We start from the raw sequence: 26,825 nt of genomic DNA, 5'->3' as shown, positions 1-26,825 counted from the left end.
GTACAATTCAAGCCAGCTGTGAATCGAAGTCATGCAAAGCCGAATCAAGGACATCAACCGCTCCGGCGAAATGGAGGTGTTCGCCGAGGTGGTGGCCGCCAGCACGTTCTCGGAAGCGGCACGTCGCCTGGACATGACGCCCTCGGCGGTCAGCAAGTTGATTGCCCGCCTCGAACAACGTCTCGGTGCACGCCTGCTACATAGGACCACTCGACGCCTGGAACTGACGGCCGAAGGTGAGCGTTTTCACGTCGAAAGCCTGCGCATCCTCGAGCAGATCGACAACGCCGAACGTGACGTGGCCAATGCGGCCTGCCCAAGCGGCGTCATCCATATCAACAGCAACCTGCCATTCGGCTTGCATTGCCTGACGCCGTTGATTCCCCGATTTCTTGAGACCTACCCACAGATCACCCTGAATCTTGAGCTGACCGACATGGTGGTCGATCTGTTGGAGCGCCGCGCCGATATCGCCATCCGCTCGGGCCCGTTGAAGGCATCGCGCCTGGTGCAGCGCCACCTGGGCCGCAGCCGCTTGCGCACCGTCGCCTCGCCGGGCTACCTGGCGCGCCATGGCTGGCCGCGCACGCCAGCAGAGCTGGCCCGCCACAACCGGCTCGGTTTTGGCTTTCATCGCCACGCCCAGGCGTGGGTCTACCGTGACGAGCACGGTGAGCGGGTGGAGGTCGAGCCCGAGGGCAACCTGCTGGTGCATGACGGCGAGAGCATGCGCCAGCTGTGCCTGGGCGGGGCGGGGGTAGCTCGTCTGGCCAATTTCCATGTGGGCGGCGATATCGACGCGGGACGGTTGGTGCCATTGCTGGACGGTTTTGAAAGCGACGACCAGCAGGACGTGCTGCACGCCGTGTTCATTGGGCCGGGCCGGCAGTTGCCGCAGCGGGTGAGGGTGTTCATCGACTTTCTGGTCGAACATCTGGACACACGCTATTTCAGTTGATGCGGGCGCAACCACTGCTGTATACATGACGCCACCAAGGGGAGCCCGGCAACGGGCTGAGAAACCGCTGGCGCGGTGACCCTTCGAACCTGATCCGGATCATGCCGGCGAAGGGATGGGACTGCCGACCTGCCTTTTTGCCGGCCTCACTGCGAGGTCGTTCCATGTATCACTGCACCGGTCTCGCTGTCAGCCTAGAAAGGACAGCACCATGACCGAACGCTTCACCGCCACCCTGCGCCGTCAGAGCGAGCCGACCTGGTCCGCCGCCGTTGGACACCGCTTCGTCACCCAACTGTGCGACGGTAGCCTGCCGGACGCGGTGATGGTCCGCTACCTGGTACAGGACCACCGCTTCCTCGACAGCTTCCTGACCTTGCTCGGCGCGGCCATCGCCACGGCGGACACCTTCGAAGCCCGCCTGCGTTTCGGGCGTTTCGCCGGCATGATCAGCAGCGACGAAAATACCTATTTCCTGCGCGCTTTCGAGGCCCTGGACGTTAGCGCCGAGCAGCGCCAGGCACCGGCCGACACCGTGCCCACCGCGGGCTTCAAGGCGATCATGCGCGAAGCCGCCGCCACCCGTTCTTACGCCGCAGCGCTGGCAGTGCTCAATGTCGCCGAAGGCCTGTACCTGGACTGGGCGACCAAGGCACCCAAGCCGCTTCCAGCGAATTTCGTCCATGCCGAGTGGATCACCCTGCACGACAACCCGGCGTTCAGTGAATTTGTTGCCTTCCTGCAAACCGAATTGGACCGGGTCGGCCCGCAGGACGCTGAGCGGGCTGCCGATTTCTACCTGCGCACCGTCGCGTTGGAACTGGCCTTCTTCGAGGCCGTGTACGAGGAGCAACAATGAGCCTGGATATCTTCGACCGCCTCAAGGCCGCTGCACTGCCGGAATGGAACAGCTACGTTGATCACAGCTTCGTGCGCCAGATGGGTGACGGCACGTTGTCGGAGGGGGCCTTCCGCACCTATCTGGTACAGGACTATCTGTTCCTTATCCAGTTCGCCCGCGCCTGGGCGCTGGCTGCTTATAAAAGCCGTCGCCCTTCCGACATCCGCGCCGCCCAGGCCGGGCTGGCGGCGATTCTCGACGAAACCGACCTGCATGTGCGCTTGTGCGCGCGCTGGGGCCTTAGTCAGGCTGATATCGAAGCGGCGCCGGAGCTCCAGGCGACCGTGGCCTACACCCGTTTCGTCCTGGACTGCGGCGCGGCCGGCGATTTGCTCGACCTGCACGTCGCGCTGGCGCCTTGCGTGATCGGTTACGCTGAAATTGGTAGTCGGTTGGCAGGCGCTATCGGCGACATGGCCAGCCACCCATACCGCGAATGGATTGGTGAGTATGCCGGCGAGGCTTACCAAGGGGTTGCCCAGGGCGCGCGCAGGCACCTGGACGAACTGGCTGCCCGCAGCATGACTGAACAACGCTTCACGGAGCTGGCGGCGATCTTCGCCCAAGCTTCTAGGCTGGAAGCCGACTTCTGGCAGATGGGGCTGGACGGCGCACGACCTGCATCACTGTAATCGGGGACGCAGTTGGAGTGCCTCAGGATCTGGCGCTGCATCCAAATCACCTGGCACGGCCCATTCCGATAGGAGCGGTTTACCCGTGAAAAGGGCAGTGGTTTCACTGCCGAATTCGCGGGTAAACCCGCTCCCACAGGGAGGGCTGCCGGGAGGTCAATCCAGCAACGCGCCCAGCGCCACCATCGCGCCGTCGAATTCATCCATGGCATTGAGCATGGCACCGCTAAAGTAAGCCAGCGATGCCCGGTCGAACAGGATGTGCATAGCCGGCAACGTCGCGCTCCCAACATTGATCACGATCACATTGATCCGCGCCGCCGATGTCTGGGCCACCGCCCCGACGGGAAACGTCTCCGGTCTCAGGTCGACGCCACACAGCTTGGCCATCACCGCGCTCCCTCGGTGCCCTGACAGTTGCAGCCAGGCATGGCTGTCTTGACGCGGCAGCAGGTAATTGCGTCGGGCGTCCTGTGCCCAGTTGGCCTCCTCGGCGGCGACCCGCTCGCCTTCGTCGGCAAGGCTGCCGAGCAGCAGGTATTCGCTTTGTGACAACCGAGCTACCCACCCTCCGTCATCCTGGCGCAGCGCCTGGTTGGGCCGCTCGGGGAGGCGATAGCCCCGCGCCTGCAGGTAGGCTGCGCTGTCGCTGCCGCGAAAGCCCACGCGCGGCAGGTCAGTCAGGTTGGTCAGCGCACAGGTATTGAGCAGCCCGGCCTGCGGACTGCGTTCGATCAAAGCTTCGGCATTGAGGCTGGACATGAATCAGAGCTCCTGGCGCTGGTTGTCGGGGTCGAAGAAGGGCAGTTGCACCACCAGGGCGTTGACCATCACGCCGCCCTCCACGCGGATCGGGATGTGCATACCGGGGGTGGCCTGGTGCGCCCCGGCGTAGGCCAGGCCGATGATCTGTCCCAGGGTCTGGGAGTACTCGCAGGAGGTGACGTTGCCGCTGATGTCCTGGCCGTCCAGCACCAGATGCCCCTCCAGCGGTTGTGGGCTGCCTTTGGGTAGGGTGAAACCGACCAGTTTGCGCTTGAGCGGCTGCCCTTCGAGGATCTCGATCGAGCGTTTGCCAACGAAGAACGGCTTCTTGCGGCCGATCGCCCACTGCATGTCGATCTCGGCCGGGTGGGTCATGCCGTCGGTGTCCTGGCTGATGATCACATGGCCCTTCTCAAGGCGCAGCAGGCGTTGGGTCTCGACACCGAACGGGCGGATGCCAAGCCCCGCACCGGCCTGCATCAGCGCATCCCACAGGCGTTCAGCATGGCGCGCAGGCACGTGCACTTCATAGCCCAGCTCGCCGACGAAGCCGACCCGCAGGATACGCGCCGGGATGCCGGCCACCGTGCCCACGCGTACGCCCAGGTAAGCAAAGGCCTCGGCCGACAGTTCGACATCGTTGCACACCTTGGCCAGCACCTGTCGCGACAGTGGCCCGGCCAGGTTCACCGCAGCCAGCGCGGCGGTGACGTTGGTGATGTCCACGTCCAGGCGCCATTGCGCGTTCCACTTGAGCATCTGTTGGTAGATGCGGTCCACGCCGCTGGTGGTGGCGGTGACGTAGAAGTGCTGGTCGGCCAGGCGTGCGCAGACGCCATCGTCGATCACCACGCCGTGCTCGTTGGTCATCAGAGCATATCGGGTGCGCCCGACCGGAAGCTTGGCGAAGCCGAAGGTGTAGAGCCGTTCGAGCAGTTCGGCGGCATCCGGGCCGCGCACATCCAGGCCGCCAAGGGTGGAAACGTCGATCAGGCCGACCTGCTCGCGCACGTGGCGGGCTTCTTCTTGCATGCAGCGCTCCCGCTGGTCCGGCGTGCCGTAGTAAGCGGGGCGCTGCCAGATGCCAGCAGGCATCATCTTCGCCCCGGCTTCCAGGTGACGGCGGTGCATGGGTGTCTGGCGATAGGGGTCGAACGCACGGCCCGCGACGTGCGCCAGTTTCTCGGCCTGGAATGGTGGGCGAGCGGTGGTCACACCGGTTTCGCTGATGCTGCGCCCAGTAGCCTGGGCCACCAGGCGAGCGGTGGGCAGTGCCGAGTGGCGGCCTTGGGACGGGCCCATACCCACCGTTGAGAAGCGCTTGACCAGCTGTACATCACGGTAGCCGCTGCGGGTGGCGTTGACGATGTCACGCACTTGCAGGTCTTCGTCGAAATCGACGAAATCCTTGCCTTTGGGGTGCGGGAAGATCGGCCAGGGGAAGTTGACCTTGGCTTCGGCGACGAAGGCCGGCAGCACCGGGGGCGGCAGGTCCAGTGCGGTCAGTGCTTCGGCGGCGCCGCGCGAGGCGTCGGTTAGCACGTTGTCCAGTTGGTGGCGGCCGTTCACCGAGCCTGCGAGATCAAGCCCAGCGGGCAGGCCGCTGATGGCGAATTCGTCGCGACCTACGTCGTAGGCCAGCTTGCCGCCGGCTTGGCATAGCAACGGGTACACCGGCATGTAGCCTGCCGACATGCACAGCAGGTCGCACGCCAGGCGCAGGCCATGCTCGCTCACCTTCCCTTGACCGGTGATGGGGCGAATGTCCACGCCGCTGACATGGCGCATGCCGGCTTCGTGCAGGGCCTCGTAGACGGTACTGCCAAGGTGCAGGGCAATGTCGCGGCGCTTGAGCTCGGCCGCCAGCGTGGCATCGGCGGGAGCGGCGCGCATGTCTACCACCGCCGCCACGGCCACGCCTTGCTCTTGCAGGTCGAGCGCGGCCAGGTAGCCATCGTCATGCCCGGTGAGGATCACCGCACGCTGGCCCGGCTTGACCGCATACAGCTTCATCAGTCGCTGGGCCGCGCTGGTCAGCATCACACCGGGCAGGTCATTGTTGCGAAACACAACCGGCTGGTCGAACGAGCCGGCCGCCACCAGGCAGCGAGTAGCGCGTACCTTGTACATGCGTTTGTGTTGGATCACCGGCAGGTAGTTGTCGGTGAACCAACCGTTGCAGGTGGCCTCCAGCAATACCTGGATGTTCGGGTGGCCTTCGACCGCCGCCAGCAGTTCCTGGCGCAGCCTGGTGGCACGGGTGCCGGCGATGTCGAAACGGGCATAGGTGAGCGAACCACCCAGCACCGGCTGCTGCTCGATCAACAGCACCTTGGCCCCGCCGTTGGCGGCATCCAGGGCCGCGCGCAAGCCGGCTGGACCGCCCCCGATGATGGCGATGTCAACGAACAGATACGCTTTGTCGTAGTACTGCGGCCTGAAGCTCAGGTCGAGCACGCCGAGTCCGGCCTTCTTGCGGATCAGAGGCTCCCAGACCTTCCACATACCCTTGGGTTTGTAGAACGCACGGTAGTAGAAGCCCACCGGCATGAAGCGCGAGAATGTGCCCAGGTAGGCATCGCGGTCGTTGTCCAGGCTGCCGTTGAAGTTCTGGCCTTCGACCACCTGGCCATCCTGTGCGGCCTGCATGTCGGCCAGCACATTGGGTTCGTCGGGCAATTGCACCAGGGTATTGGCGTCCTGCCCGGCCAGGCTCAAGGGGCCGCGTGGGCGGTGGTACTTGAACGAGCGCGACAGCAGCCAGCGACCGTTGCCGAGCAAGGCGCTGGCGATGCTGTCGCCGGCAAAGCCAGGGTAGCTCTGGCCGTCGAAGGTAAAGCGCAGGGGCCGGTCGCGGTCGATCAGCAGGCCCATGGGCGCGGGGAGGCGAGTGAGGCTGTTCATCCTGCGGTCTCCGGCGTGGCGGTGGGGGCAAAGTCGATGCGGCGGACGAATACGTCCTTTGGATCGAAGGTGCGCAGTACCTGGTCGCTCACGGTGTGACGTTCGGCCAGGAACCAGTAGCTGGAGGCGTTGTGCAGCCACCATTCGACGACCACCCCGGCAAGGTTGTCGCTGTTGAACACGTAGTCGGCCCACTCCGCGTCGCTGCAGCGACTTGGGTCGGGCATCTGCTTGAACTCGCCGCCGTAGGTAAATTCGCTGATGTTGCGCGGGCCGTTCAAGGGGCAGGTCAGGATCTTCATCGTGCGTTCCTCTAGTGGCTGGCCGCCGTGGCGCCCATTTCGTTGACTTGCTGGAAGCGGCTGAAGCGCTCCAGGGCGAAAGGAGCGATCAGTTCGGGCACCTTGCCGCCGCTGGCGACCAGTTCGGCCATGGTCTTGCCGCAGATGGGCGTGGACTTGAAGCCCCAGGTGCCCCAGCCAGCATCCAGGTAGTAGTTCTCGACCGGCGACAGGCCCATGATCGGACTGTAATCCGGGGTCATGTCGGTCATACCGGCCCATTGGCGCATCAGCTTGGCGTTGGCCATGAACGGGAACATTTCGATGGCGTGGGCCAGCAGGCTTTCCTTGAGGTCCAGGGTCGAGCGGGTGTTGTACAGCGGGTAGGGATCGGAGCCGCCACCGAAGACGATCTCGCCACGGCTGGTCTGTTGCACATAGCAGTGCAGGGCGGACGAGCTGACCAGCGGATCGAGGAACGGTTTGAACGGCTGGGTAACCATCGCCTGCAGCGGGTAGGTGTGGATCGGCGCGCGAATGCCCGCCTTGGCCATCAACAGCGAGCTGGCGCCAGCCACCGCCTGCACCACGCAGCCGCACTGGACGGTGCCACGGTTGGTCTTGACCGCTTCGATCCGGCCATTGCGAATCACCAGGTCCTGCACTTCGGTCAACTGATGGATTTCCACGCCGCGTTTGGCCGCTTGCTTGGCGTAACCCCAGGCCACCGCGTCATGGCGCGCGGTGGCGCCGTCGATGTGCCAGAGCCCGGCCAGCACCGGCAAGTGGCCGGGGTCGAGATTCAGGGTCGGTACCAGTTCGCGGATCTGCTGGCGGTCGATCATTTCGGTACGCCCGCCGAAGTGCTTGTTGACCTCGGCCCGTTGGCGGAAGGCGCGCACGGTGGCATCGGTGTGCGCCAGGGTGAGCTGGCCACGCTCGGAATACATGATGTTGAAGTCGAATTCGTTCGACAGGTGCTGGAACATCCGCACCGATTCGGCGTAGAAGCGCACGCCTTCGCTGGTGAGGTAATTGGAGCGGATCACCGCGGTGTTGCGCGCGGTATTGCCACCGCCCAGATAGGCTTTTTCCAGCACTGCGACATTGGTCACGCCATGGTATCTGGCCAGGTAGTAGGCAATGGCCAGGCCGTGACCGCCGCCGCCGATGATCACCACGTCGTAACGTGGCTTGAGTTCGCAAGGTGGCGGCAGGTCGACCTCCACCGGGTAGTCGGCGCTCAGGCCGTATTTCAGCAGGGCGAAGGGCATGGGGTGCGCTCCTGTTGGGCGGCCTGTTGCTGCAGGTCGAGGGCGAGCAGGGTATTTTTCATCAGGTAGGCGATGGTCATGGGCCCGACGCCTCCGGGAACCGGGGTGATGGCGGCGGCCTGGGGCAGGGCCGCGTCGAAGTCGACATCGCCCACCAAGCGGCTGCGGCCGTTCTCTTCGATGCGGTTGATACCCACATCGATGACCACTGCCCCCGGCTTGAGCCAGTCGGCGCCGATCAGCCGAGGCTTGCCGACCGCGGCGACCAGGATGTCCGCTTCGCGGCACAGTGCCGGTAAGTCACGGCTGCGCGAATGCACCACTGTCACCGTGCAGTCGGCCTGCAACAACAGGGCGGCCATGGGCTTGCCGACAATGTTGGAGCGGCCGACCACCACCGCGTGCTTGCCCCGCAATGGGCCACAGGCATCACGCAGTAGGCGCATGCAGCCACTGGGCGTGCAAGGGGTGAGTACATCGCGACCCTGGGCCAGGCCGCCGACGTTTTCACTGTGAAAACCGTCCACGTCCTTAAGCGGACTGATGGCCTGCAAGACGCGGTGTTCATCGATATGCGCGGGCAAGGGCAACTGCACGAGAATGCCATTTATCGCCGTATCGCGATTGAGCCGGTCGATCAGGGTCAGTAGCTCGTGCTCGGTGGTGTCGCCTGGCAGACGGTGCTCCAGCGAGCGAATACCCACCTCCTCGGCGCGCAGCACCTTGTTGCGCACATACACCTGGCTAGCCGCGTCCATGCCCACCAGCACCACTGCCAGGCCCGGTTGCACGCCGCCCTGGCGCAGGGTGTCGACCTGCTCGCGCACCTCGGCCAGCACCCGCGCCGCCGTGGCCTTGCCGTCGATCAGCTTGACGCTGGGGATGGCATTCATTTGAAGATCACCGTGCGGTCGTGGTTGAGGAACACGCGGTGTTCGAGGTGGTACTTCACCGCGCGGGACAGGGCGATGGTTTCGGTATCGCGGCCGATGGCGACCAGATCGTCAGGCGCGTAGGCGTGGTCCACACGTTGCACTTCCTGCTCGATGATCGGGCCTTCGTCCAGGTCGCTGGTGACGTAATGGGCAGTGGCGCCGATCAGCTTGACCCCGCGTTGGTAGGCCTGGTGATAGGGCTTGGCGCCCTTGAAACCCGGCAGGAACGAGTGGTGGATGTTGATGGCCCGGCCCGAGAGTTGACGGCACAGGTCGTCGGAGAGGATTTGCATGTAGCGCGCCAGCACCACCAGCTCAGTATCGGTGTCCTCGACGATGCGCATCAGCGCCGCTTCCTGCTCGGCCTTGGTTTCCTTGGTTACCGGCAGGTAGACGAAGCGGATGCCCTGGCGCTCGGCCATGGGCCGCAGGTCCAGGTGGTTGGAAACCACGGCGGTGATCTGCATCTCCAGTTCACCTTTGGCGTGGCGGTAGAGCAGGTCGCTCAGGCAATGGTCGAACTTGCTCACCATCAGCAGCACGCGCATCGGGCGGGCGCTGCTGTGCAGGCTCCAGTCCATGGCGAAGCGCTGGGCCACGTCGGCGAAGCCCGCTTCCAGCTGCGGCGTGTCACCAGTGATACCGGTGTTGTAACGGAACACGGCGCGCATGAAGAAGCGGCCATTGTCTTCGTCGTCGAACTGCGCCATCTCGCTGATGTAGCAACCGTGCTCGGCCAGGTAGGTGGTCACCGCCGCGACGATGCCGGACACGGCCGGACAGCTGACGCGCAGGATGAAATGGTCGGGAGCGGGGTGCATGTCGAGGTCCTCGTGGTGGGGTGGGGCAGGTCGGGCACAAGGGCGAAATGGCCTCGCGGCTGGCGAAGCGGTGTTTCTTATCAGGAATATAAATTTCCTTTTGGCGATTTATAGGCGAAGAGGTGGGTGGTGGTCCAGAGGTTTGTGAAATTTTTTATCCTGAGGGGAAACTCTGGTGATCGAGGTGGCCCCTGGCAGGCGCCGGCTGGCCGGCGACATCGCCAGTGCAGCCGACACCAAAAACTGGCTATGCTTGCCCCATGACCAACACCCCTCCATTACGCCAACCGTGCCCCCCCGGCGCCTGTGTGTGTGGCCGCGAACAACTGGCCGATCACCCCCAGGCCGCCCAGCGAATCCTGCTGCTCACTCGCCAGGAAGAAAAACGCCTGCTCGAGCGCCTGGAAAACCTCAAGGACCTGGAGGATCTGCAACGCCTGCAGCAGCGCATGTACGAAAACCTCGGCATTCGCGTGCACATCGCCCCTGGGTTCAACGAAGTGCGCACCATGCGCGGTATCGTCATCGAACTGGACGAGCAGGTGGGGTTGTGCCGCAAGACCCGACAGTCGATTCCGGCTGCGATTCGGCGGGGGTTGGAGCGTAACCCGCAGGTCGCGTTCCGGTTGCTGGATGCGCATGATCTGTTGCGGGACGCTTGAGGGGTCGTCTTGAGCCGCACGGCGCTGTCGAGATCGAGTGCCGCCCAACAGCGGACTCCCGCCAGCCTGCTCCAGCCTCACCCAGACTAATTTTCCCAACGGCTCCAACGTCTACCTGAGAGCCGCCCCACGCCAAGTGCGTATCGGCATTCATCACTCAAGGAGACAGGCAATGACTTCCGTTTTCGACCGCGACGATATTCAGTTCCAGGTAGTGGTCAACCACGAAGAGCAATACTCCATCTGGCCCGACTACAAGGCCATCCCCAACGGCTGGCGCGCCGTGGGCAAGAGCGGCCTGAAGAAGGACTGCCTGGCCTACATCGACGAGGTCTGGACCGACATGCGCCCTCTGAGCCTACGTCAGAAGATGGCTGAAGCCGCGGCGCAGTGAGCGGGATGAAGCTGCTGTGCCTGCCTTACTCCGGCGCCAGTGCCATGGTCTACAGCCGCTGGCGGCGCACGTTGCCGGCTTGGCTTGAGCTGCGCCCGGTGGAGCTGCCGGGCCGTGGCGCGCGCCTGAGTGAACCACTGCAGACCGACATGCAGGCGCTGGCCCGGCAACTGGCGGCCGAGCAGCGCACGGCCGCCAGCGCGCCCTATGCATTGCTGGGGCACAGCCTGGGCGCGCTGCTGGCGTTCGAGCTGGCCCATGAACTGCAAGCGCTGGGCTGCCCGGCGCCACGCGCGTTGTTCGCCTGCGGTACCGCGGCACCGACCCGTCGCGAAGACTACGATGGCAAGCACTGGTCCGAACCCAAGACCGACGCCGAGCTGATCAACGAGCTGCGTGCGCTCGACGGTACTCCACAGGAGGTGCTGGCCAACGCCGAGCTAATGAGCCTGACCTTGCCCATCCTGCGCCATGATTTCCTGCTGTGCGGCCGTTATGCCTATCGTCAGCGGTCGCTGCTGCAATGTCCGCTGCACGTCCTCGGCGGTGAGGCCGACCGGGCCACGCAAGAGCAACTCATGGCCTGGCGCCGTGAAACCTCGGGGGAATTTTCGCTGCAAATGTTCCCCGGCGGCCACTTCTTCATCCATGAGCACGAGCACCGCGTGCTCGGTGTGGTGGCCGCGTCGCTGGAGCCGTACCGGCGTTCTGCCTGATTGACGTCATCGCTTGCCTGGGGGAGGCTAGGGTTTTCCCCAGGCAAGAGGCCGACAATGCTGATCAACCCTCGCCAGGCCACGCTGCTGGTCGTCGATATCCAGGAAAAGCTCATAGGCGCCATGAGCGACCCCGAGGGCACCCGAGCGCGTGCGCGCTGGCTGGTGGCGGCCAGCGCCGAGCTGCAATTGCCAATCGTGATGTCCGAGCAGTACCCCAAAGGCCTGGGGCACACCCTGGCAGCGCTCACCACTGCCGCACCGGCAGCCCAGGTGGTGGAGAAAACGCATTTTTCCTGTGTGGCTGCCGAGTGCCTGCCGGAAAGCCTGCTGCGCCGCGAGCAAGTGATCGTCTGTGGTATGGAAACCCATGTCTGCGTGCTACAGACCGTGCTGGGCCTGTTGTCGCTGGGCAAGCACGTGTTCGTGGTCGAGGATGCCTGCGACAGCCGTACCCCGGCCAGCAAGGCCGCGGGCCTGGCGCGCATGCGTGATGCCGGGGCGCAGGTGGTGACCCGTGAGATGGTGCTGTTCGAACTGATGGGCAGCGCCAGCCATCCCTTGTTTCGCCATATCAGCAAGACCTACCTGGTCGGTGAGCAGCCCTGAACGCGCGGCTGATGGCGGCAGGGCTGGTGGCGCTGGCCCTGCTGCAAGGTTGCGCCGGGCGCCGCGAAGAAGCAGTGGAAACCGACCCCACCAAAGTGCGAGCACAGTTGATGCGACTGCTGCCGGCGCAAGCCAAGGACCGGCAAGGGTGGGCCCAGGATATCCAAGTGGCCTTCGAAGCCCAGGGCATTGCCCCAAGCAAAAGCAACCTGTGCGCGGTATTGGCCGTCACCGAGCAGGAGTCGACCTTCAATGCCGACCCACAGGTGCCGAACCTCGGGCGCATCGCCCGAGCAGAAATCGACCGGCGCGCGGCGCGTCTGCATATCCCCAAGCTGCTGGTCGACGGTGCCCTGAATACCAGTTCCGGCAGTGGCAAGACCTATCAGCAGAGGCTGCTGGCGGTACGCAGCGAGAAACAGTTGAGCACGCTGTACGATGATTTCATTGCCGGCCTGCCCTTGGGCAAGACTCTGCTGGGCGGGCTGAACCCGGTGCATACCGGTGGGCCGATGCAAGTGAGCATCGACTTTGCCGAGCAGCACGCCAAGGGTTACCCCTACCGCTATGAAGGCACGATCCGGCAGGAGGTATTCACCCGCCGTGGCGGTTTGTACTTCGGCATCACCCACCTGCTGGGCTACCCAGCGAACTACGAGCGGCCGTTGTACCGCTTCGCCGATTTCAATGCGGGTTGGTACGCCAGCCGCAATGCCGCTTTCCAGGCAGCGTTGAGCCGGGCAACCGGGGTGAAGTTGGCGCTGGATGGCGACCTGGTGGCGCCAGGGGCGATCATGCCCGGAACCACCGAGCAGGCGGCGCGCAAACTGGGGGCGAAGCTTGGCTTGCGCAACCCGCAGATTCGCAGCCAACTGGAGCAGGGTGACAGCCTGGCCTTCGAGGACACCCGGTTGTACCGCGGCGTGTTCGCCCTGGCCGATGCGGCGGCCGGCAAGCCGGTGCCGCGTGCAGTATTGCCGGGAATCGAGCTCAAGAGCCCGAAGATTACCCGCAAGTTGACCACGGCGTGGTTCGCAGGTCGTGTGGATGAGCGTTACCAGCGCTGCATGAAGCGGTAGGGCAAACCCGCTCCTCAAAGTCTGGCCGTGGCGCCGACCCCGGGGGCGGGTGTACCGGCGAACAGGCCGGTGAAGCGAACCTCAACCCTGACCCAAGGCATCCACCACTTGCTCGACACTGGCCTTCAACCCCGCCAGGGCATCCTCCGGGTCGCTGTCGACCACCAGCAACCTGGCCCCGGATGCCTTGATCACCTCGGCTACCGCAGCCTCCGGCTGGCGGTGGTGCAGCACCAAAGCCACATCCTGGGTCTTGAGGTTCTCACCCAGCGCCTTGAGCGTGGCCTCATCCCACTTGTCCTCGGGCGGCAGTGCCTGCTGCGCCACGTCCAGGTTCAGCCCGCTGGCCAGATAACCCAGGCGATCCGACAAGCTGACCACGGTCAAGTTGTCGACTTCGGCCAGGCGTGTCTGGCTGCTGGCGGTCAGCTCCAGCAACTGGCGCTTGAGAGCGGTGAGGTTGCCTTGGATCTTCGCCTTGTCAGCCGGTGAGAGCCGCTCAAGGTCATTGGCCACCACATCGGCCATGCGCCCAAGATTCGTCGGGCTGAGCCAGGGATAAGCGGCATAGGCCTCATCGCCGGTCACGGCAATGCCCGGCAATGCGCCATCCACTGGCCGTGCGGCATCGATCTCGACGATGCGGATATTGCTGCGCCGCGCCATTGGGTAGAGCGGGTCGTCCCGCCAGATCGAGCGCACGCCAATCACCGCATCGGCCTGTTGCGCGGCCTTCTGCAGGCCGGCACCGCCACGACCACTGAAGTACGACGGCTGGCGGCTTGCCGGCAGGTTGGCTGGAGCCGCGCGCTTGAGCTGCACCGAGGTGCCGTCAAGCAGAGCAGCGGCCAGGCTGTGGGTCACGGGCAAGGTGGTGAGCACCTGGGTGGCAAAGCTCAGCGAAGGCAGGCCCACCAGAGCGATGGCCAGGGTCAGCTGCTTGATATTCAGATTCATGCCGGGTTTCCTTGCAGGCGTGGGACGAGGGCGCGGGCCAGCGCGGCGAGGGCGAAGCACAGGCCGGCGACCAGAATGATCGCGGCACCCGACGGCACCGGCAGGTCGAGTACGATCGGCAACAGGATGCCGAGCAGGGTGCTCAGTGTGGCGATCAGCACCGAGAGGAAGAAAAAGCCTTTCAGCGACTGGCTGACCAGGCGTGCGGCGGCGGCCGGAATCACCAGCAGGGCACCGACCAGAATCGCCCCGATCACTTTCACCGAGGCCACGGTGACCAAGGTCACCAGGACCACGAACAGGTAGTCCAGGGTCTTCACCGCCACCCCGCGCACCGCGGCCAGTTGCGGATTGAAGCTGGCCAGCATGATGCGGTTGTAAAGCGGTAGGGCCAGGCTCAGCACCAGCACCGCGACGATGCCCAGCACCAGCAGGTCGTGGGCGCTGACCGTCAGCACCGAGCCGAACAGCACGTTCTCGAGGATGTGCACGTTGATCTTGCCGGCCAGCATCAGCAGCAGGCTCGCGCCTAGGGCCAGGGACACCGAGAGGAACACCCCGATCAGTGTGTCCGGCGACAGTCCGGTGCGGTTGCGCAGGTAGTTCAGCAGGATGCCGAACAGCAGGCAGTAGCCGAACAGACTGCCATAGGGGCCGGTATAGGGTTCGCCGAGCAGGATGCCAATGGCTACGCCCGTGAGCGCGGCGTGGCCCACAGCCTCGGAGAAGAACGCGAAGCGCTTGACCACGACCAGCGTGCCCAGGCCGCCGAGCACCGGGCCTATCATCAGACCGGCCAGTAACGCATTGATCACGAACCCATAGGCCAGGGCCTCGGGCAGGTAGCCGGCGCTGGCCCAGTCCTGGACCAGTTGACGGAAGGCTTCATAACTCATCAGGCGAGGCTCTCGCTGCGCGGGTGAACGGAGAACAGGTTGAGAAGACGCTCGGGGGTCAGGGCCTGGGCGGGCGCGGCGTCGAACAGCACCTGGCGGCTCAGGCCGGTGACCCGGTCGGCCAGGCGCAGCACGGCCTGCAGATCGTGCTCGATCCACAGCACGGTGGTACCGGATTGGCGCCAGCCCTGTAGCAGCGCTTCGAACACCTGGATGCCCGCTTCGTCGAGGGCCGACATCGGCTCGTCCAGGACCAGCAACTGGGGTTCGGGGATCAGGCCCTGGGCCAGCAGCACCCGCTGGCGCTCGCCACCGGACAATGCGCCCATGCGACGCTTGCGTTTGTCGAGCATGCCGACTTGTGCCAGCGCTGCGTCGATGGCCGGCTGGATACGCCGCGAAAGGCCCAGGAACGCGGGGCGCCTTTGGCACATGGCGGCCATGAAGTCGTCCACGGTCATTGGCAGGCCTCGGTCGAACTCCAGCGCCTGGGGCACGTAGCCGATCACGTTGGCTTGTGTCGGCCAGTGAAGGGTCAACTGGCCCTGGTGCGGCATCTGCCCCAGCAAGGTCTTGATCAGCGAGCTCTTGCCGCCGCCATTGGGGCCGACGATGGCATGCACGCTGCCAGCGGCGACGCTGAAGGCGACCTGTTCGAGGATGCGCGTACGGCCCAGGGTCAGGTCGATGCCGACGAACTCGATGCGCGGCCCGCGGGCGGGCATGCGCGTGGCGGCGGCGGTCATGCGCGGTTCTCCTGGATGGCCCGCACCACTGTGTCGAGGTTGCGCTTCATTTCCACCTCGTATTTGTCCTTGGTGTACTCGCCGTAGGAGATGTGCGTCAGCGGGTACAGTCGAACGCCCGATTCACGCTGGATGGTTTCGACGTAGGCAGAAGGGAAATCCATCTCCGAGAAAATCACCTTCACGTCCAGGGCCTTGAGCTGGTCGATGGTCTTCTTCAGTTGTGCGGGGCTCGGCTCGATGCCGTGGGCCGGCTCGACCACGGCGGTCACTTCCAGGCCGAAGTCGCGCACCAGGTAGTCGTAGGCCGCGTGGATGGTGGCGACGCGCAAGGTCGCCGAGGGCGCCTCGGTGACCTGCGCCAGAGCCTCGGCACGCAGGGCGCGCAAACGCTTGGCGTAGGCGCGGGCGTTCTGGGTATAGAACTTGGCATTGTCTGGGTCGAGCTTGCCCAGTTCGCGGGCAATGTTGTTGACCTGGGCGATGGTGGTGCTGATGGACAGGAATGTGTGCGGATTGACCACCTTGCCCGCGCCGCGAGCAGCGATGCCGGTGGCAGCCAGCAGCGGAACGTTCTGGTTGGCTTCGATGGTGGCGATGCCCGGTTTTTCACTGGCGGCGATCATGCGGTCGGCGAAGTCGTCGTGGCCCACGCCGTTGAGCACCACCACGTCCAGCGTGCCGATGCGCTTGATGTCCTCGGCTCGTGGCTCGTAGGCGTGCGGGTTGAAGCCCGCCGGAATCAGCGGTACCACCTCGGCTTTGTCGCCCACGATGTTGCTGACGTAGCTGTAGTAGGGGTGCAGGGTGATGCCAATGCGCAGCGGCTTGGCGTTGTCGGCCAGGGCCAGGGCTGGCAGGGCGCAGGCCAGGAGCAGCGCAAGGACGGAGCGGAGCATGGGGGAGATTCCTTGGGTTCAGTGACGGTGTTCGCGGGTGACCCCGGCGTCGTAGTGGCTAACCACCTGCTGCCAGCCGGCAGCGATCAAGGCCGCCTGGCCCAGGTCGTCCGGGAGCAGGGCAGTGCTGTCGCGGCGTAGCCAGACATCGGACGGCCCGGCGGCGTCGCCAGGCAGGATCAACAGGAAGCTGCCGGCGATTTCCGGGGCTTGGCTGCGCCCCAGGTAGGCGCCGCTTTGCAGCCATTGCCAGTGATGGCGGCCACGGCTTTGGCTGCCGGCATCGACGACGAAGGGCGGTAGGCCCTCTTCGACCAGGTCGTCGACGCTCGGGGCAACGGCGTTTTCTTCGCGCAGCAGTTGGATCTCGTCGAAGGCCACCCGCAGGTCGGTGTAGATGCCCTGTTCGGCGGCAGTGAGGTCACGCCGGGCATCTATCTGATGGCGGGCGATGGCCTGTTCGTCCTCGCGCTCACCGCGCATCAGCACCACCGTGGAGGCCAGCAGCACGATCAGCAGGCTGGCGAGCAGAACGTAGAGCGTTTCGTACCCGGCACCGGCCGGGCGTACTACCTGGGCGTGACTCATGCAGGGCTTGCTCATGGCTGGGCGATGTCGGCGTGGTCGATTTCCACCACGTGGCCGGGACCGGCGTCGAACAACACGTAGAACTCGACATCGGGGCGTTGGAAGGTCAAGGTCGAGTCCTGCGCGAGCTTGCCGCCGACCAGCACCTGTTCGTCGTAGCCGATCACGTCCAGCGTCACGCCAGGCGCGCCGCTGCCGTCGGAGAACCCTCCAGTGCATTTGATCTGGCCGCCGGCGACCTCTTCGCATTCGCACATCGGGTTGTGCGCCAAGGCTGGCCCGGCGGCAAGGGCCATCAGTGGCAGGACGAGCCTGCGGATCGTATGTTTCATGGTTTGCCTCCTTGTTTCTTCAGCCAGGCCACGGTGGCGGGGGATGCGTCGGCCAGCGCGACGGAGCCTTGGTGCATGCTGCCGTCCCAGCCTTCGAGGGTGATCCAGATCCGTGCGTCGGGGCGGGTGCGGGCAGGGACTGGCAGATTGGTACTCATGCGGTAGGGTGCGCCGAAGAAGATGCTGCCGGCGGCGCGCAGGTTGCGTGGTTTGCCAATGCGCAGGTAGATGGCCTTGACGTCCCCAATGCACGCCTTGCACAAGGCCGCATTGAACGCCTTGAAGTGGCCTGCGGGGCCGTCGGCGCGCGGCGCCTCGTTGCGCAACTCGGCCAGGTCGACGGTGTAGGGGCCGACCTGGATGGCGCTGATCGGGTTGACGCCGAGGCCGGCATCGCCACGCAACAGCTTGGCGTCGGCGAAGTACTTGGGCATGAAGCCCAGCGGTACGAGGATCAAAAGGATGTTCAGGTGAAAGCGCCACTTCAGCCACCACTGCTTCAGCGGGCTGACGGGCACCCTATGGACCTGGCTCATGGATGGACCTCGGCAGTGGTGTCGTTGTGGCCAGCGTGTAGGCGGGGCGTGCGCTCGCTGCGTTTGAGGGCGGCTGCGGTGGCCTGGGCGGTGCGTTTGGTCCAGATCAGCAGGCCGCTGAATACCATCAGGGTGAGAACCAGGCCGAAGAAGAACCAGATCAGCTTGATCGGCAGGCCGCCGAAGTCGCCGGTGTGCAAGGGGCGCATGGATTCGGTGACGAACTCCAGGGCCGAACGATCGGCCAGCAGGAACTGGCTGTCGACGTTTCGGGTGTACGGGTTGATGGCCGCGGTCTGGTACATCAATGGATACCAGCCACGCCCGCCCAGGTTGATATGGCTGTAGTGGGTGGCAGGCAGTGAAATGAAATCGATATCCAGCCCCGGGATCGCCTGGCCGGCGATGCGCGCCGCTTCGTCCAGGTCGATGCGCGGTGCCGGGCTGCCATCGCGAGTGGGTGGCACATCCTCGCGCGAAATGACCGGCACCACCGGTTCGGTGGATACGGTGACGTGGTTGTCGGCAAGTATGGCCTGGATCAGGAACCAGGTGCCGGTGATGGAGATGACTGCGATGAACCAGATCGACCACACGCCGGCCAGGCGGTGCAGATCACCCCAGAAAATACGTGAGCCGTGACCGGTGCGGATGGGTTTGAAGAAGCCTTTCCAGAACTTCTTGTAGACCACAAGGCCAGTCACCAACGAGGCCAGCATCGGCAGGCCCAGCAGCGACACCAGGTACCAGCCCCAGCTGTAACCATTGGTGAAGGGCACCAGCCACCAGCCATGCAAGGCGCGGGTGAACGCCTCGAAATTGAAGTCAGGGCTCTTGCCCTGGATCACGCCGGTATAGGGGTTCACGTAAAGCGTCGGGCTAGTGCCGTCCGGGAAGACCACCGAGGCATTGAGTGCGAAGTGCGCACCGTCCGGCTGGCGCAACGTGCGCACCACCATGTCCGGCTCGGCTTTGTGCAAGGCGTCGAGTACTTGCTGGTAGCTCAAGCGTTCAGTCACGTCATCGGGCTTGCTGGCGCGCACGTCCGGGTTGGCCAGCCAGACGATTTCCTGGCTGACCACGGCGAGCATGCCGGTAAAGCAGACGATCAGCACGAAGAACCAGATCGGCAGGGCGAGCCAGCTATGTACCAGGAACCACAGCCTGGACTTGGATTTTTTGGGAGATTTGGCCATCGGTCGGTCTTCTGAAAAGGAGGGTCGAGCACAGGCCCAACCAAAGGGCTGCATTAATAAGGACGAATGAGAATCGAAATCCTGAAGATTTAAATGCAAGCAAATGTTTCAGAAAACACGAGCCGGCATGCGCGCGGAGGCGACATGCCGGCTGCTAAGGCCTATGGCGAGGTTCAGGCGCTGGCGGCAGCCGCGTGTGTCCTGCCGTACTGGCGGGCCAGGTCCTGGTAAAGCGACTGGCCGATTTCCGCCGCGCGGGCCGGCAGCACCGACAGCAACGTGTCGCTCAGGCCGTGGCTGTTTTCGCAGAAGCCTTGCAGGTAGACGGAGGCTTGCAGGTCTGGGCTGGCCAGTACGCGGTAGTTGCGGTCGACGCTGAAGTCGTTCAGGTAGCCAGCCAAGGGTGCCAGCAGGTCGCGGTGCGAGCGGCGCTCGTAGCCAGTGGCGAGGATCACCGCATCGTAGCGGTGGGTCTGCTGCTGGCCGGTGGCCAGGTCACGCAGGGTCAGTTCGATGCCCTCGCGGGTGGCCACCACGGCTTCCACATTGCGGCGGCACAGCACATTGTGGCGGAACTGGTGGGACACCTTCTGGCGATAGAGAATGCCGTAGATGCGCTCGATCAGATCGAGGTCGACCACCGAATAGTTGGTGTTGTGGTATTCGCCCAAGAGTTTGCTGCGCTGGTCGGCCGGTTCGTTGTAGACCAGGTCGGTGTAGTCCGGCGAGAAGATCTCGTTGACGAACGGGCTGTCATCGGCCGGTTTGAGTGCCGAACCGCGCAGCACCATGTCGACCTTGACCGACGGATAGCTGTCGTTGAGGTCGATGAAGGCTTCGGCGGCGCTCTGGCCCGAGCCGATCACCGCAATGCGCATCGGCTTGCCTTCGGTGCAAGGCAGCTGGTTCAGACTGCTCAGGTACTGGGAGTGGTGGAAGACCCGGGGATCGTCCTTGAACGCGCCGAATTTCTCCGGGATTTTTGGCGTGCCGCCACTGCCGACCACCACCGCGCGCGTGCGGCGACTGTATTCGCGGCCCTGTGCATCGCGAGACACCAGACGCAGGTGTTCGACTCGACCGGCATTCACTTCAGGCTCGATGCGCAGCACTTCCTCGCCATAGGCCGCCTGAGTGGCGAAATGCTCGGCAGCCCAGCGCAAGTAGTCGTTGTACTCCAGTCGGCAGGGGTAGAAGGTGCCGAGGTTGATGAAGTCGGCCAGTCGCTGCTTCTGGTGCAGGTAGTTGACGAAGCTGTAAGGGCTGGTGGGGTTGCGCAGGGACACCAGGTCCTTGAGGAAAGAGATCTGCAACTCGCTCTGGGTAGCCAGGGTCTCACCGTGCCAGCGATAGTCTTTCTGCTTGTCGATGAACAGGGCATCCAGGGCGTGACCCTGGGTCTGGGCGAGCTCCTCCAGGGCGATGGCCAGGGCCAGGTTGGACGGGCCGAAGCCCACGCCTATCAGGTCTTTGATTGTTTCCGGGTTTGAAGACTGGCTCATGGCTGCGATTCCATAATGGTCGAATGTGGACGCCCGCCGGGGCTCCGGCTCCTGCGCGAGTACATGGGTTGGAACGAGCCACGTGTGGAGGAATTTACTTAAGGCGGCGTAGGGTGTTTGCGCGCCGGCCTAAAGTTCTGAGCCGCTGGGCCGATAGGTAGGCCAACCCAAGGACCCACTTCAAAGGCAGGGAAATCTCATGGTCGGAATCAGCGCCGTCACCGTCAACAACGTTTCGGCTCAGGCCCAGGCTGCCAATCAAAGCAGCGAAACAGCCGCAACCGAGGACCGCTCGACCACTCAGGTCGACACGTCGAAAATCACCGGCAATGGCCAGGCGCAGGGTGCGCAAGGGGCCCAGGGCGGCGAGGGCAGCGGCGAGTCGGCTGCCATCAAGCAACTGCGTCAAATGATCAAGGACTTGCAGAAGCAATTGGCCGAGCAGCAGAAGCAACTGGCCGCGATCATGGCCAAGGATATGGACGAGAGCGCCAAGCTTGCGCAGGCCAGTGCCAAGCAGGCCAGCATCACCACGATCAATGGTGAGATCCTGCGGGCCACCGCACAGTTGCTCGAAGCGCTTCAGGAAACCGGTGGCAGCAGCGCGGGCGGTATCGTCAGCACCCAGGCTTGAGGGGCGTTGCTGGCAGTGAAAAGGGCTGACTTGCTGCTGTCAGCCCAATCGATACTCAGTCTGCCGCCACGCGCCCTTTGTTCTGGCGCTCGGACTTGTACTGCATGGCCACCGCCGGTGCCGGCTTGGCCGCGCCAGTTTCCAGCCATTGGCGCATGCGGCTGGCATCGGCGAAGTGAGTGTACTTGCCGAAGGCGTCGAGAATCACCATGGCCACTGGGCGATTGTCCATCCGGGTCAACAGCACCAGGCAATGGCCGGCCTCGTTGGTGAAGCCCGTCTTGGTCAGCTTGATGTCCCAGTTGCTTTTGTTCACCAGATGGTCGGTGTTGCGAAAGCCCAACGTGTAGTTGGGCTTGCGGAACGCCACGGTCTTTTCCCGGGTGGTCGACAGCTCGCTCAGCATCGGGTACTTGCGTGAAGCCATCAGCAGCTTGGCCAGGTCACGGGCGGTCGAGACGTTCTGGGTCGACAGGCCCGTTGGCTCGACGTAGCGGGTGTGCGCCATGCCCAGGCTACGGGCCTTGGCGTTCATGGCCTTGATGAAGGCCGGGTAGCCTCCTGGGTAGTAGTTGGCCAACGTGGTCGCGGCACGGTTCTCCGACGACATCAGGGTAATCAGCAAGGTTTCGCGGCGGTTGAGCTGGCTGCCCAGGCGCACACGCGAATAGACGCCTTTCATTTCCGGGTTGTTGGCGATGGTCATGGTGAGCATTTCATCCATGGGCAGCTTGGCATCCAGCACCACCATCGCCGTCATCAGTTTGGTCACCGAGGCAATGGGTACCACGCGGTCGGCGTGGCTCGAATACAGTTCCTGGTTGGTGTTCAGGTCGATCAGCAGGGCGCTGCCAGAGGCCAGGTGCAGCTTGGAAGGGTCGCGTTGAACCTGGGCCGGGGGTTGTGCAGCAGCGGTCGACGGGAGGGTCGCGGTTCCTGTGAGCAACAGCATCAGGCTGAGGATGGACAGGGATGTTTTCACGTTGAGGCTCACTAAATGTTGGTATGTCGTTGGCTGTGCAAGGGTTTTCCCCCAAAAAACCGCTGCATTTTGGAGTATGGCTGAACGGCTGTCGAATGCCTTATATCTAAAGGGCGCAAAGTGAACGAAATTTAATCCTGTACCAATTCTGTACCAATTACGTTCGCTTCCAGCTTCGCCAGTTCGGCCCAGTCGTTGGCGGAATTCAGCCATTTGGCATAGGTCGAGAGAAGGACCTGCACCGAGTGTCCAAGCTGCCCTGCAATGAATGCCGGATTCATCCCTGACATGAGGCACATCGTGGCATAAGTGTGCCGGCAGTTGTACTGGGGGCGATGCTTGAAGCCCTTCGCTTCAACCGCCTGGTTGAAGTGCTTACCGGCGGTCTCGGGTACGGTGATGTGTGGCGACGAGCCAGCTGGCTGGAAGATGAACGGGGACTCGGTCGACACCCGGCGTTTTTGCTTGGAACGGTAGTGCGCGATATCCCTGGCCTTTACTAGCGCGCCCAAGGCCCGGCTATTCAACATCACAGTGCGGGTGTATTTGGTTTTGGTCCGCTCGACCACCTTCTTCTCGACCACGATCCGGCAGACGTGAGCCGTCTTCTTCTCAAAGTCGATCTCATCCCAGCGCAGTGCCATGATTTCCCCCGTTCGCATCCCGGTGTAAAAGGCGAACTCATAGAACGCCGCGAATACCTGATTGCACCGGGAGAAATTCTCGTACATCCATTCAATCAGCGATTCCGCTTCTTCAACCGTGAAAGGGTCCACCTGTTTCTTGTTCTTCAGCGGCAGCTGGATCGATGCTGCCGGGTTCCTGTCTACCACCTCGTCATACACAGCTGCTCGAAACATCGCCTTGACCCGGGCGATTGCTGCGCGCTTGACTGTCGAGCTTTTCCACTCGGTTTTCGCAACCACCTCCCTTAGCACCATCGGCGTGACCGCCCTGATAGGCAGTGTCGCCAGATGGGGCATCCAGTAGTTGTTCATCAAACCTTTGTAGTTAACTCGGGTGTCGTGCACCACCTCCAGACTGTTCAGCCAGCTTTGGGCATACTCGCCAAACATCAGTTCGTTGGCCGGCGCTGTATAGCTCGAACCAGGAAACAACTCGGCATACCGCTTTTCGTCCAGAACACCGTGCTTGGCCAGGCTGACTACTTGAGCGCGTAGATCGGCTGCCGCTTTGATCCCCTTGGCGGTTTGGGGATACGCGAGAGTTTCGGACCGACGCTCACCGTTCCAAGTAAAACGGATCCGGATTGATTTACCGATGAATTCGACTCCAGTGGGTAGCCCCAGCTTCCTTCCAGCCACGCTTCGTATCTCCTGATGCTGTAAAAAATCCGGCCGTCGATCTTCTTCCAGACCCCCTCGGGGATCACTCCGCGGCTTCGCTTGCCTTCCAAGGCCCGCTTGGTCGTGCCTACCAGCTCGGCCATTTTGTCCTCCGGGACCTTGTCGGATACATAGGCCACCGGCTGGCGTTCTTCGTTTTGCATGATGGTCTCCACGCCGCCGGTGGCGGCAGGTTGGTGGTCAGGCCAGCAGCACGTCGCGCACGACTTCCCAGAGTCGGGCGGCGGGCCATTGGTAGCGATCGAAGTCTGTGTCCGGCTGGACGCCGTAACGGCAGGTTGAGTGGGCGCCGGCGGGGTACTCGCCGCGCTTCTGCATGATGGTGGCAACTCGGCCGTCACCGCCTGGCTCGGTCCGGTGGTACTCGTAGGCCCTGGTGGTGTACACGTCGCCGGCTGCAATCGTGCAAGTCGAGTGGCGCACCATGTTGGCGCGGCCATCTGGTGTCCAAGGGCGCCCGCCGCCGGCCTGGCGCTGACCTTCATGCAAATACAGAACGAATTCACCGTCATCCAGCCGGCGCATGTCGTAGCAGTGATTTATCTGTTGGCCGACCAAGATCCGAGATACGAAATTGAACCTGTGGTCGTGGATCGCCGAGTGCTCGAAGCAACTGCGGCGGGGCAGCTCGGGGTGCCAAACGTGCAGGCGCTGCTCGCCCTGCAGCTGGACCTGAACGAAGCCCAGGCCGTGTAGTGTGATCTTGTCAGTCATGACGTCATCAATAATCATAAGCGTCACTCAATGAAAAAATTCAGGGAAGGTTATGGGTAATAGTGGTGAGCTTTCTAATCTGATTGATTTTCTCGGTAAGCTTGCGGGTTGCTCTGTTCTATTTTTGGGGGTGGCCTTCTGCGCTGGCTATTTTTATAGCTCAGCCTATTTAGAGTTTTTCGATGCTCGTTGGTTTTTGAGCTGCTTCACATTTATTGAGTTTGTGGTTAGGGGGATTTGGAATGCAGTATATGGCGCTATCGGACTGGTGGTTTTAGTTGTCGTCACCCAGAGTCCAGTAGTAACCGAGCAGCATTTGCTGTGGATGGCTCGCATTGTTTGCTACCCATTCTTTGCGCTGTTTGCTGTAATTATTTTCTACGACGAGTATTCTAATGGCGCGTGGGGTTCAGTTTATAAAAGCTACTGGGTAATGTCTTGGACGTTGCTGAGCCTAGTGGTTGCGGCTGCGAACTGCATGCATCCAGTATCTAGTGGTCATGTGATATTCAAAGTTTTTAATGTGGCTCTATTTTCTGTGCTGTCCTACTCAGTATTGGTCGGGTTTCCAATTGTTCACGCTCAGGAGTATGCGGAGGAGCTAGCGGATAACAATAGGGCGAAAATGATGAAGGCTTATAAAGAGGGCTTTGCGGAAGTTCACTTCGTCGTCGATTCAGCCAACGGTAAAATCTTACTTTTAAATAAGGACACCTCATTGATGGTGGTAGAGCCTACTGACGGTTGGCGGATTTCAAAGTCGATCAGGTAGGCCATGTACATCAGGGGCAGGATCATGGCATCAGCTCCTTCGGCACCTGGACGGTATCGCCGAGCTTGTGGTTAACGAGGCCGCGGCAGAATGCGATCAGTGCCGTTGGGCCGTAGCACCAGACTCCGGCGCCGGCAGGGCCGCCTGCGTAGCAGACATCGTCCGGTAGCCCGTGGACGTGCTGCGATGTTCCAGAGTGTTTGTCGATCAGCAGGCCGCCCTGGCTCCAGTCCTTCGACGGCTGATAGAGATTCGTCCAGCAGCCCCCTTCGGGCGTGTCGTAGATGCAGCTCACCCCGCGCCCTGTGGTGGCAATGTCGCCTGCGCCGCTGGCTTTGGCCACGGCCCAGTCCAGAGGCGCGCCGATCAACCTGGCCGTCTTCACTTCGATCAGGTCGGTCATGCGCGCTGCTCCTTCCGACGCTCCACATCGATCTGCTCGTAAAGAGCATCCACTCGCTTCTGCTTGCGGTTAATCGCCTCGGATCGGCTCAGATGGTCCCTCATGGCCTTGTCATATGGCTCGATCTTCTCGATCAGCCGAAGGCGCTCATTCGGGTCTTTTGACGCGTTGAATTGCTTGGCCAGGCGATCACGCTCGCCGAAGTCGAGGTGATCAAGTGAACGGTTTTCCTTCTCCATTTCATCGATAACGGCGGCCGATTGTCGATGCCAGCGCAGGTACAGAACATCGCTCTTCTTGGGCTTGATGAAAAAGTGCTGCGACCTGATCCAGTCCACCAAATCTTCCTTGGTCATTTCGTCGAGCACATCTTTGCGGGTGGCTTTTGTCACAGCTCATACCTCTCATCAATCCAGCGCCCAGGCGCCAGAGCGGGTGTAGGTTCGGGTTGGGTTTCGTGCGGGGAGAGCTGGCGCTCGTTGCCGGCCTGCAGTTGGCTGTCGGGGATGCAGCTGATGCCGACCCCATTCAGCAGATAGCAGGTGACTCCGCGCTGGCTGTCGTGCTGTACGTCGATGACGTTCTCTTGGGGCTGTGGTGCTGCGCTGGCGCCGTTGGCCAGCAGCAGGAGGCAGAGGGCGAGGCGGGTCATGGCGTCACCACTCGACGACCCCACCAGCATGATGGCCCGTCGTCTGTGTCGTAGATGGCCAGGCAGAACCAGCCATCACCATCTGGCTTACTGGGATCCCAGCAGCTGCAATCGGGGTCGCCAGACTCGAAGTAGCGTTCCGCGATGTCCTCCGGTGCGTCGGTTTCGAGTTCGACTCGGACCACCTCAAGTCCCTGCTGAGCGACCCAAGCCTTGATTTTCTCGACGTCGCCCTCGTCGAAATCGGGCAGGTCAGGGTGCTGGAACATCCCGTATTCGTCACGGCGAACCAATGCCGGCATGATCAGGCTCTGGCGGTCGAGGCGTTCGATCTCCGCAAGGATCAGCGCACCAGCTTTCACCAGGTCGCGTCGACGATCTGCGCTTGGCTTGAAAGCTTCCGGCGCCCATGGCCAGTCGGTGCTCATGGTTCCAGGCTGGCCGGAGAGTCGGGCATAGACGCTTGCGGCCCTGGCGAGCTCGCCGTTGACATAGCCATCATCGCGGTACAGCGAGTAGCCTTCCCCGCTGACCTGCCGCTGGCGCTCAAGCACAACCTCCTGTGCCGCACGGTTGAGGGTGATTCCACTTTTCTCGGGCATGACGATTCCTTGGCCGCCATATCGCGGCATAAGTTGTACAGAAAGATGATTGGGTATAGCTATCGGGCCCGATGGTCCGATTCACCGCGCATTTCTGAAGTATTTGTTCGTGCTAG

General features: G+C 63.0%; 33 protein-coding genes and 1 riboswitch. Of the genes, 10 read left to right on the top strand and 23 right to left on the bottom strand.

Annotated features, from left to right (window positions below):
• Positions 1-31: 31 nt before the first annotated feature.
• The 3 genes from VXM67_RS17230 (at position 32) to tenA (ending at position 2,491) form a co-directional block, all read left to right on the top strand.
• Entirely contained in the window at positions 32-958 is a 927-nt protein-coding gene (locus VXM67_RS17230; RefSeq protein ID WP_023381179.1) for a LysR family transcriptional regulator, read from the top strand.
• Positions 959-985: 27 nt separating this feature from the next.
• Positions 986-1,091, top strand: a riboswitch (TPP riboswitch).
• A 78-nt stretch (positions 1,092-1,169) separates the two neighbouring features.
• Positions 1,170-1,817 carry a TenA family protein gene (locus tag VXM67_RS17225; protein WP_023381178.1) on the top strand — a complete coding sequence of 216 codons (648 nt, stop codon included), beginning with the start codon at positions 1,170-1,172 and terminating at the stop codon, positions 1,815-1,817.
• On the top strand, positions 1,814-2,491 hold the full coding sequence (gene tenA / locus VXM67_RS17220) for a thiaminase II (protein WP_023381177.1): 678 nt from the start codon (positions 1,814-1,816) through the stop codon (positions 2,489-2,491). Before VXM67_RS17225 ends, tenA begins: the two co-directional genes overlap by 4 nt.
• Before the next feature lie 156 nt (positions 2,492-2,647).
• Here tenA and VXM67_RS17215 read toward each other — a convergent pair whose 3' ends face one another.
• The 6 genes from VXM67_RS17215 to purU are packed head-to-tail and all read right to left on the bottom strand — an operon-like array spanning position 2,648 to position 9,471.
• Positions 2,648-3,253: a sarcosine oxidase gene (locus tag VXM67_RS17215; protein ID WP_367237238.1), complete on the bottom strand. Its 606-nt coding sequence runs from the start codon at positions 3,251-3,253 to the stop codon at positions 2,648-2,650.
• Between the two features lie 3 nt (positions 3,254-3,256).
• The gene (locus VXM67_RS17210; RefSeq protein ID WP_027908145.1) at positions 3,257-6,160 is read right to left on the bottom strand and encodes a 2Fe-2S iron-sulfur cluster-binding protein; all 2,904 of its coding nucleotides are present in this window, start codon (positions 6,158-6,160) and stop codon (positions 3,257-3,259) included.
• Positions 6,157-6,462, bottom strand: a complete 306-nt coding sequence (locus VXM67_RS17205; RefSeq protein ID WP_023381174.1) for a sarcosine oxidase subunit delta — start codon at positions 6,460-6,462, stop codon at positions 6,157-6,159. The genes VXM67_RS17210 and VXM67_RS17205 overlap by 4 nt, the downstream gene beginning before the upstream one ends.
• Positions 6,463-6,473: 11 nt before the next feature.
• On the bottom strand, positions 6,474-7,715 hold the full coding sequence (locus VXM67_RS17200; RefSeq protein WP_023381173.1) for an FAD-dependent oxidoreductase: 1,242 nt from the start codon (positions 7,713-7,715) through the stop codon (positions 6,474-6,476).
• Positions 7,697-8,608, bottom strand: a complete 912-nt coding sequence (gene folD / locus VXM67_RS17195) for a bifunctional methylenetetrahydrofolate dehydrogenase/methenyltetrahydrofolate cyclohydrolase FolD (protein ID WP_023381172.1) — start codon at positions 8,606-8,608, stop codon at positions 7,697-7,699. Before folD ends, VXM67_RS17200 begins: the two co-directional genes overlap by 19 nt.
• Positions 8,605-9,471 (bottom strand): formyltetrahydrofolate deformylase, encoded by an 867-nt coding sequence (gene purU, locus VXM67_RS17190; RefSeq protein WP_027908144.1) that lies wholly within the window; start codon positions 9,469-9,471, stop codon positions 8,605-8,607. Before purU ends, folD begins: the two co-directional genes overlap by 4 nt.
• A gap of 260 nt (positions 9,472-9,731) precedes the next feature.
• On the opposite strand from purU, the gene VXM67_RS17185 reads away from it, so the two are divergent.
• From VXM67_RS17185 to VXM67_RS17165, 5 genes are all read left to right on the top strand, one after another.
• Positions 9,732-10,133: a hypothetical protein gene (locus VXM67_RS17185; protein ID WP_027908143.1), complete on the top strand. Its 402-nt coding sequence runs from the start codon at positions 9,732-9,734 to the stop codon at positions 10,131-10,133.
• Between the two features lie 172 nt (positions 10,134-10,305).
• Complete coding sequence (locus VXM67_RS17180) at positions 10,306-10,527, top strand: MbtH family protein (protein WP_003256222.1); 222 nt, start codon at positions 10,306-10,308, stop codon at positions 10,525-10,527.
• Positions 10,524-11,243, top strand: a complete 720-nt coding sequence (locus VXM67_RS17175) for an alpha/beta fold hydrolase (RefSeq protein WP_027908142.1) — start codon at positions 10,524-10,526, stop codon at positions 11,241-11,243. Before VXM67_RS17180 ends, VXM67_RS17175 begins: the two co-directional genes overlap by 4 nt.
• Before the next feature lie 57 nt (positions 11,244-11,300).
• Complete coding sequence (locus tag VXM67_RS17170) at positions 11,301-11,852, top strand: hydrolase (protein ID WP_023381168.1); 552 nt, start codon at positions 11,301-11,303, stop codon at positions 11,850-11,852.
• 11 nt (positions 11,853-11,863) lie between these two features.
• Positions 11,864-12,931, top strand: coding sequence for a DUF1615 domain-containing protein (locus VXM67_RS17165; protein ID WP_041925514.1), 1,068 nt, complete (start codon positions 11,864-11,866; stop codon positions 12,929-12,931).
• A gap of 81 nt (positions 12,932-13,012) precedes the next feature.
• Here the strand turns inward: VXM67_RS17165 and VXM67_RS17160 are convergent, their stop codons facing one another.
• The 9 genes from VXM67_RS17160 to VXM67_RS17120 form a co-directional block, all read right to left on the bottom strand.
• The gene (locus VXM67_RS17160; protein WP_027908140.1) at positions 13,013-13,882 is read right to left on the bottom strand and encodes a zinc ABC transporter substrate-binding protein; all 870 of its coding nucleotides are present in this window, start codon (positions 13,880-13,882) and stop codon (positions 13,013-13,015) included.
• Between the two features lie 2 nt (positions 13,883-13,884).
• On the bottom strand, positions 13,885-14,784 hold the full coding sequence (locus VXM67_RS17155) for a metal ABC transporter permease (protein ID WP_023381165.1): 900 nt from the start codon (positions 14,782-14,784) through the stop codon (positions 13,885-13,887).
• Positions 14,784-15,530 (bottom strand): metal ABC transporter ATP-binding protein, encoded by a 747-nt coding sequence (locus VXM67_RS17150; RefSeq protein WP_023381164.1) that lies wholly within the window; start codon positions 15,528-15,530, stop codon positions 14,784-14,786. Before VXM67_RS17150 ends, VXM67_RS17155 begins: the two co-directional genes overlap by 1 nt.
• The gene (locus VXM67_RS17145; protein ID WP_027908139.1) at positions 15,527-16,429 is read right to left on the bottom strand and encodes a metal ABC transporter substrate-binding protein; all 903 of its coding nucleotides are present in this window, start codon (positions 16,427-16,429) and stop codon (positions 15,527-15,529) included. The genes VXM67_RS17150 and VXM67_RS17145 overlap by 4 nt, the downstream gene beginning before the upstream one ends.
• A gap of 18 nt (positions 16,430-16,447) precedes the next feature.
• Positions 16,448-17,017, bottom strand: a complete 570-nt coding sequence (locus VXM67_RS17140) for a DUF6162 family protein (protein WP_023381162.1) — start codon at positions 17,015-17,017, stop codon at positions 16,448-16,450.
• An 11-nt stretch (positions 17,018-17,028) separates the two neighbouring features.
• A complete protein-coding gene (locus VXM67_RS17135) occupies positions 17,029-17,349 on the bottom strand; it encodes a hypothetical protein (protein WP_104881514.1) in 321 nt (106 codons plus the stop codon).
• Positions 17,346-17,885: a hypothetical protein gene (locus tag VXM67_RS17130; protein WP_027908137.1), complete on the bottom strand. Its 540-nt coding sequence runs from the start codon at positions 17,883-17,885 to the stop codon at positions 17,346-17,348. The genes VXM67_RS17135 and VXM67_RS17130 overlap by 4 nt, the downstream gene beginning before the upstream one ends.
• Positions 17,882-19,081 carry a PepSY domain-containing protein gene (locus VXM67_RS17125; RefSeq protein WP_023381159.1) on the bottom strand — a complete coding sequence of 400 codons (1,200 nt, stop codon included), beginning with the start codon at positions 19,079-19,081 and terminating at the stop codon, positions 17,882-17,884. The genes VXM67_RS17130 and VXM67_RS17125 overlap by 4 nt, the downstream gene beginning before the upstream one ends.
• 173 nt (positions 19,082-19,254) lie before the next feature.
• The gene (locus tag VXM67_RS17120) at positions 19,255-20,583 is read right to left on the bottom strand and encodes a SidA/IucD/PvdA family monooxygenase (RefSeq protein ID WP_023381158.1); all 1,329 of its coding nucleotides are present in this window, start codon (positions 20,581-20,583) and stop codon (positions 19,255-19,257) included.
• A gap of 199 nt (positions 20,584-20,782) precedes the next feature.
• Between VXM67_RS17120 and VXM67_RS17115 the strand changes: the two genes are divergently transcribed.
• Positions 20,783-21,217 (top strand): hypothetical protein, encoded by a 435-nt coding sequence (locus tag VXM67_RS17115; RefSeq protein ID WP_023381157.1) that lies wholly within the window; start codon positions 20,783-20,785, stop codon positions 21,215-21,217.
• A 55-nt stretch (positions 21,218-21,272) separates the two neighbouring features.
• On the opposite strand, the gene pbpG is transcribed toward VXM67_RS17115, so the two are convergent.
• The 4 genes from pbpG to VXM67_RS17095 form a co-directional block, all read right to left on the bottom strand.
• Complete coding sequence (gene pbpG, locus VXM67_RS17110) at positions 21,273-22,199, bottom strand: D-alanyl-D-alanine endopeptidase (protein WP_023381156.1); 927 nt, start codon at positions 22,197-22,199, stop codon at positions 21,273-21,275.
• 131 nt (positions 22,200-22,330) lie between these two features.
• Positions 22,331-23,464, bottom strand: coding sequence for a tyrosine-type recombinase/integrase (locus VXM67_RS17105; protein WP_367237713.1), 1,134 nt, complete (start codon positions 23,462-23,464; stop codon positions 22,331-22,333).
• On the bottom strand, positions 23,365-23,709 hold the full coding sequence (locus VXM67_RS17100) for a hypothetical protein (protein WP_367237237.1): 345 nt from the start codon (positions 23,707-23,709) through the stop codon (positions 23,365-23,367). The genes VXM67_RS17105 and VXM67_RS17100 overlap by 100 nt, the downstream gene beginning before the upstream one ends.
• Before the next feature lie 37 nt (positions 23,710-23,746).
• Positions 23,747-24,298, bottom strand: coding sequence for a hypothetical protein (locus tag VXM67_RS17095; protein WP_367237236.1), 552 nt, complete (start codon positions 24,296-24,298; stop codon positions 23,747-23,749).
• A gap of 34 nt (positions 24,299-24,332) precedes the next feature.
• Between VXM67_RS17095 and VXM67_RS17090 the strand changes: the two genes are divergently transcribed.
• Positions 24,333-25,052 (top strand): hypothetical protein, encoded by a 720-nt coding sequence (locus tag VXM67_RS17090; protein ID WP_367237235.1) that lies wholly within the window; start codon positions 24,333-24,335, stop codon positions 25,050-25,052.
• A 22-nt stretch (positions 25,053-25,074) separates the two neighbouring features.
• On the opposite strand, the gene VXM67_RS17085 is transcribed toward VXM67_RS17090, so the two are convergent.
• The 4 genes from VXM67_RS17085 to VXM67_RS17070 are packed head-to-tail and all read right to left on the bottom strand — an operon-like array spanning position 25,075 to position 26,409.
• Positions 25,075-25,455: a phage protein NinX family protein gene (locus tag VXM67_RS17085; RefSeq protein WP_367237234.1), complete on the bottom strand. Its 381-nt coding sequence runs from the start codon at positions 25,453-25,455 to the stop codon at positions 25,075-25,077.
• The gene (locus VXM67_RS17080; protein ID WP_027908132.1) at positions 25,452-25,847 is read right to left on the bottom strand and encodes a hypothetical protein; all 396 of its coding nucleotides are present in this window, start codon (positions 25,845-25,847) and stop codon (positions 25,452-25,454) included. Before VXM67_RS17080 ends, VXM67_RS17085 begins: the two co-directional genes overlap by 4 nt.
• Positions 25,844-26,107: a hypothetical protein gene (locus VXM67_RS17075; RefSeq protein ID WP_367237233.1), complete on the bottom strand. Its 264-nt coding sequence runs from the start codon at positions 26,105-26,107 to the stop codon at positions 25,844-25,846. Before VXM67_RS17075 ends, VXM67_RS17080 begins: the two co-directional genes overlap by 4 nt.
• On the bottom strand, positions 26,104-26,409 hold the full coding sequence (locus tag VXM67_RS17070; RefSeq protein ID WP_367237712.1) for a hypothetical protein: 306 nt from the start codon (positions 26,407-26,409) through the stop codon (positions 26,104-26,106). The genes VXM67_RS17075 and VXM67_RS17070 overlap by 4 nt, the downstream gene beginning before the upstream one ends.
• Positions 26,410-26,825 lie beyond the last annotated feature (416 nt).

Origin of the sequence: Pseudomonas sp. Rh2 (assembly GCF_040762985.1) — a bacterium.
GTDB lineage: Bacteria > Pseudomonadota > Gammaproteobacteria > Pseudomonadales > Pseudomonadaceae > Aquipseudomonas > Aquipseudomonas taiwanensis.
Note: the sequence above shows the minus strand (reverse complement) of the source record. Positions and strands in the feature narration are given on the sequence as shown.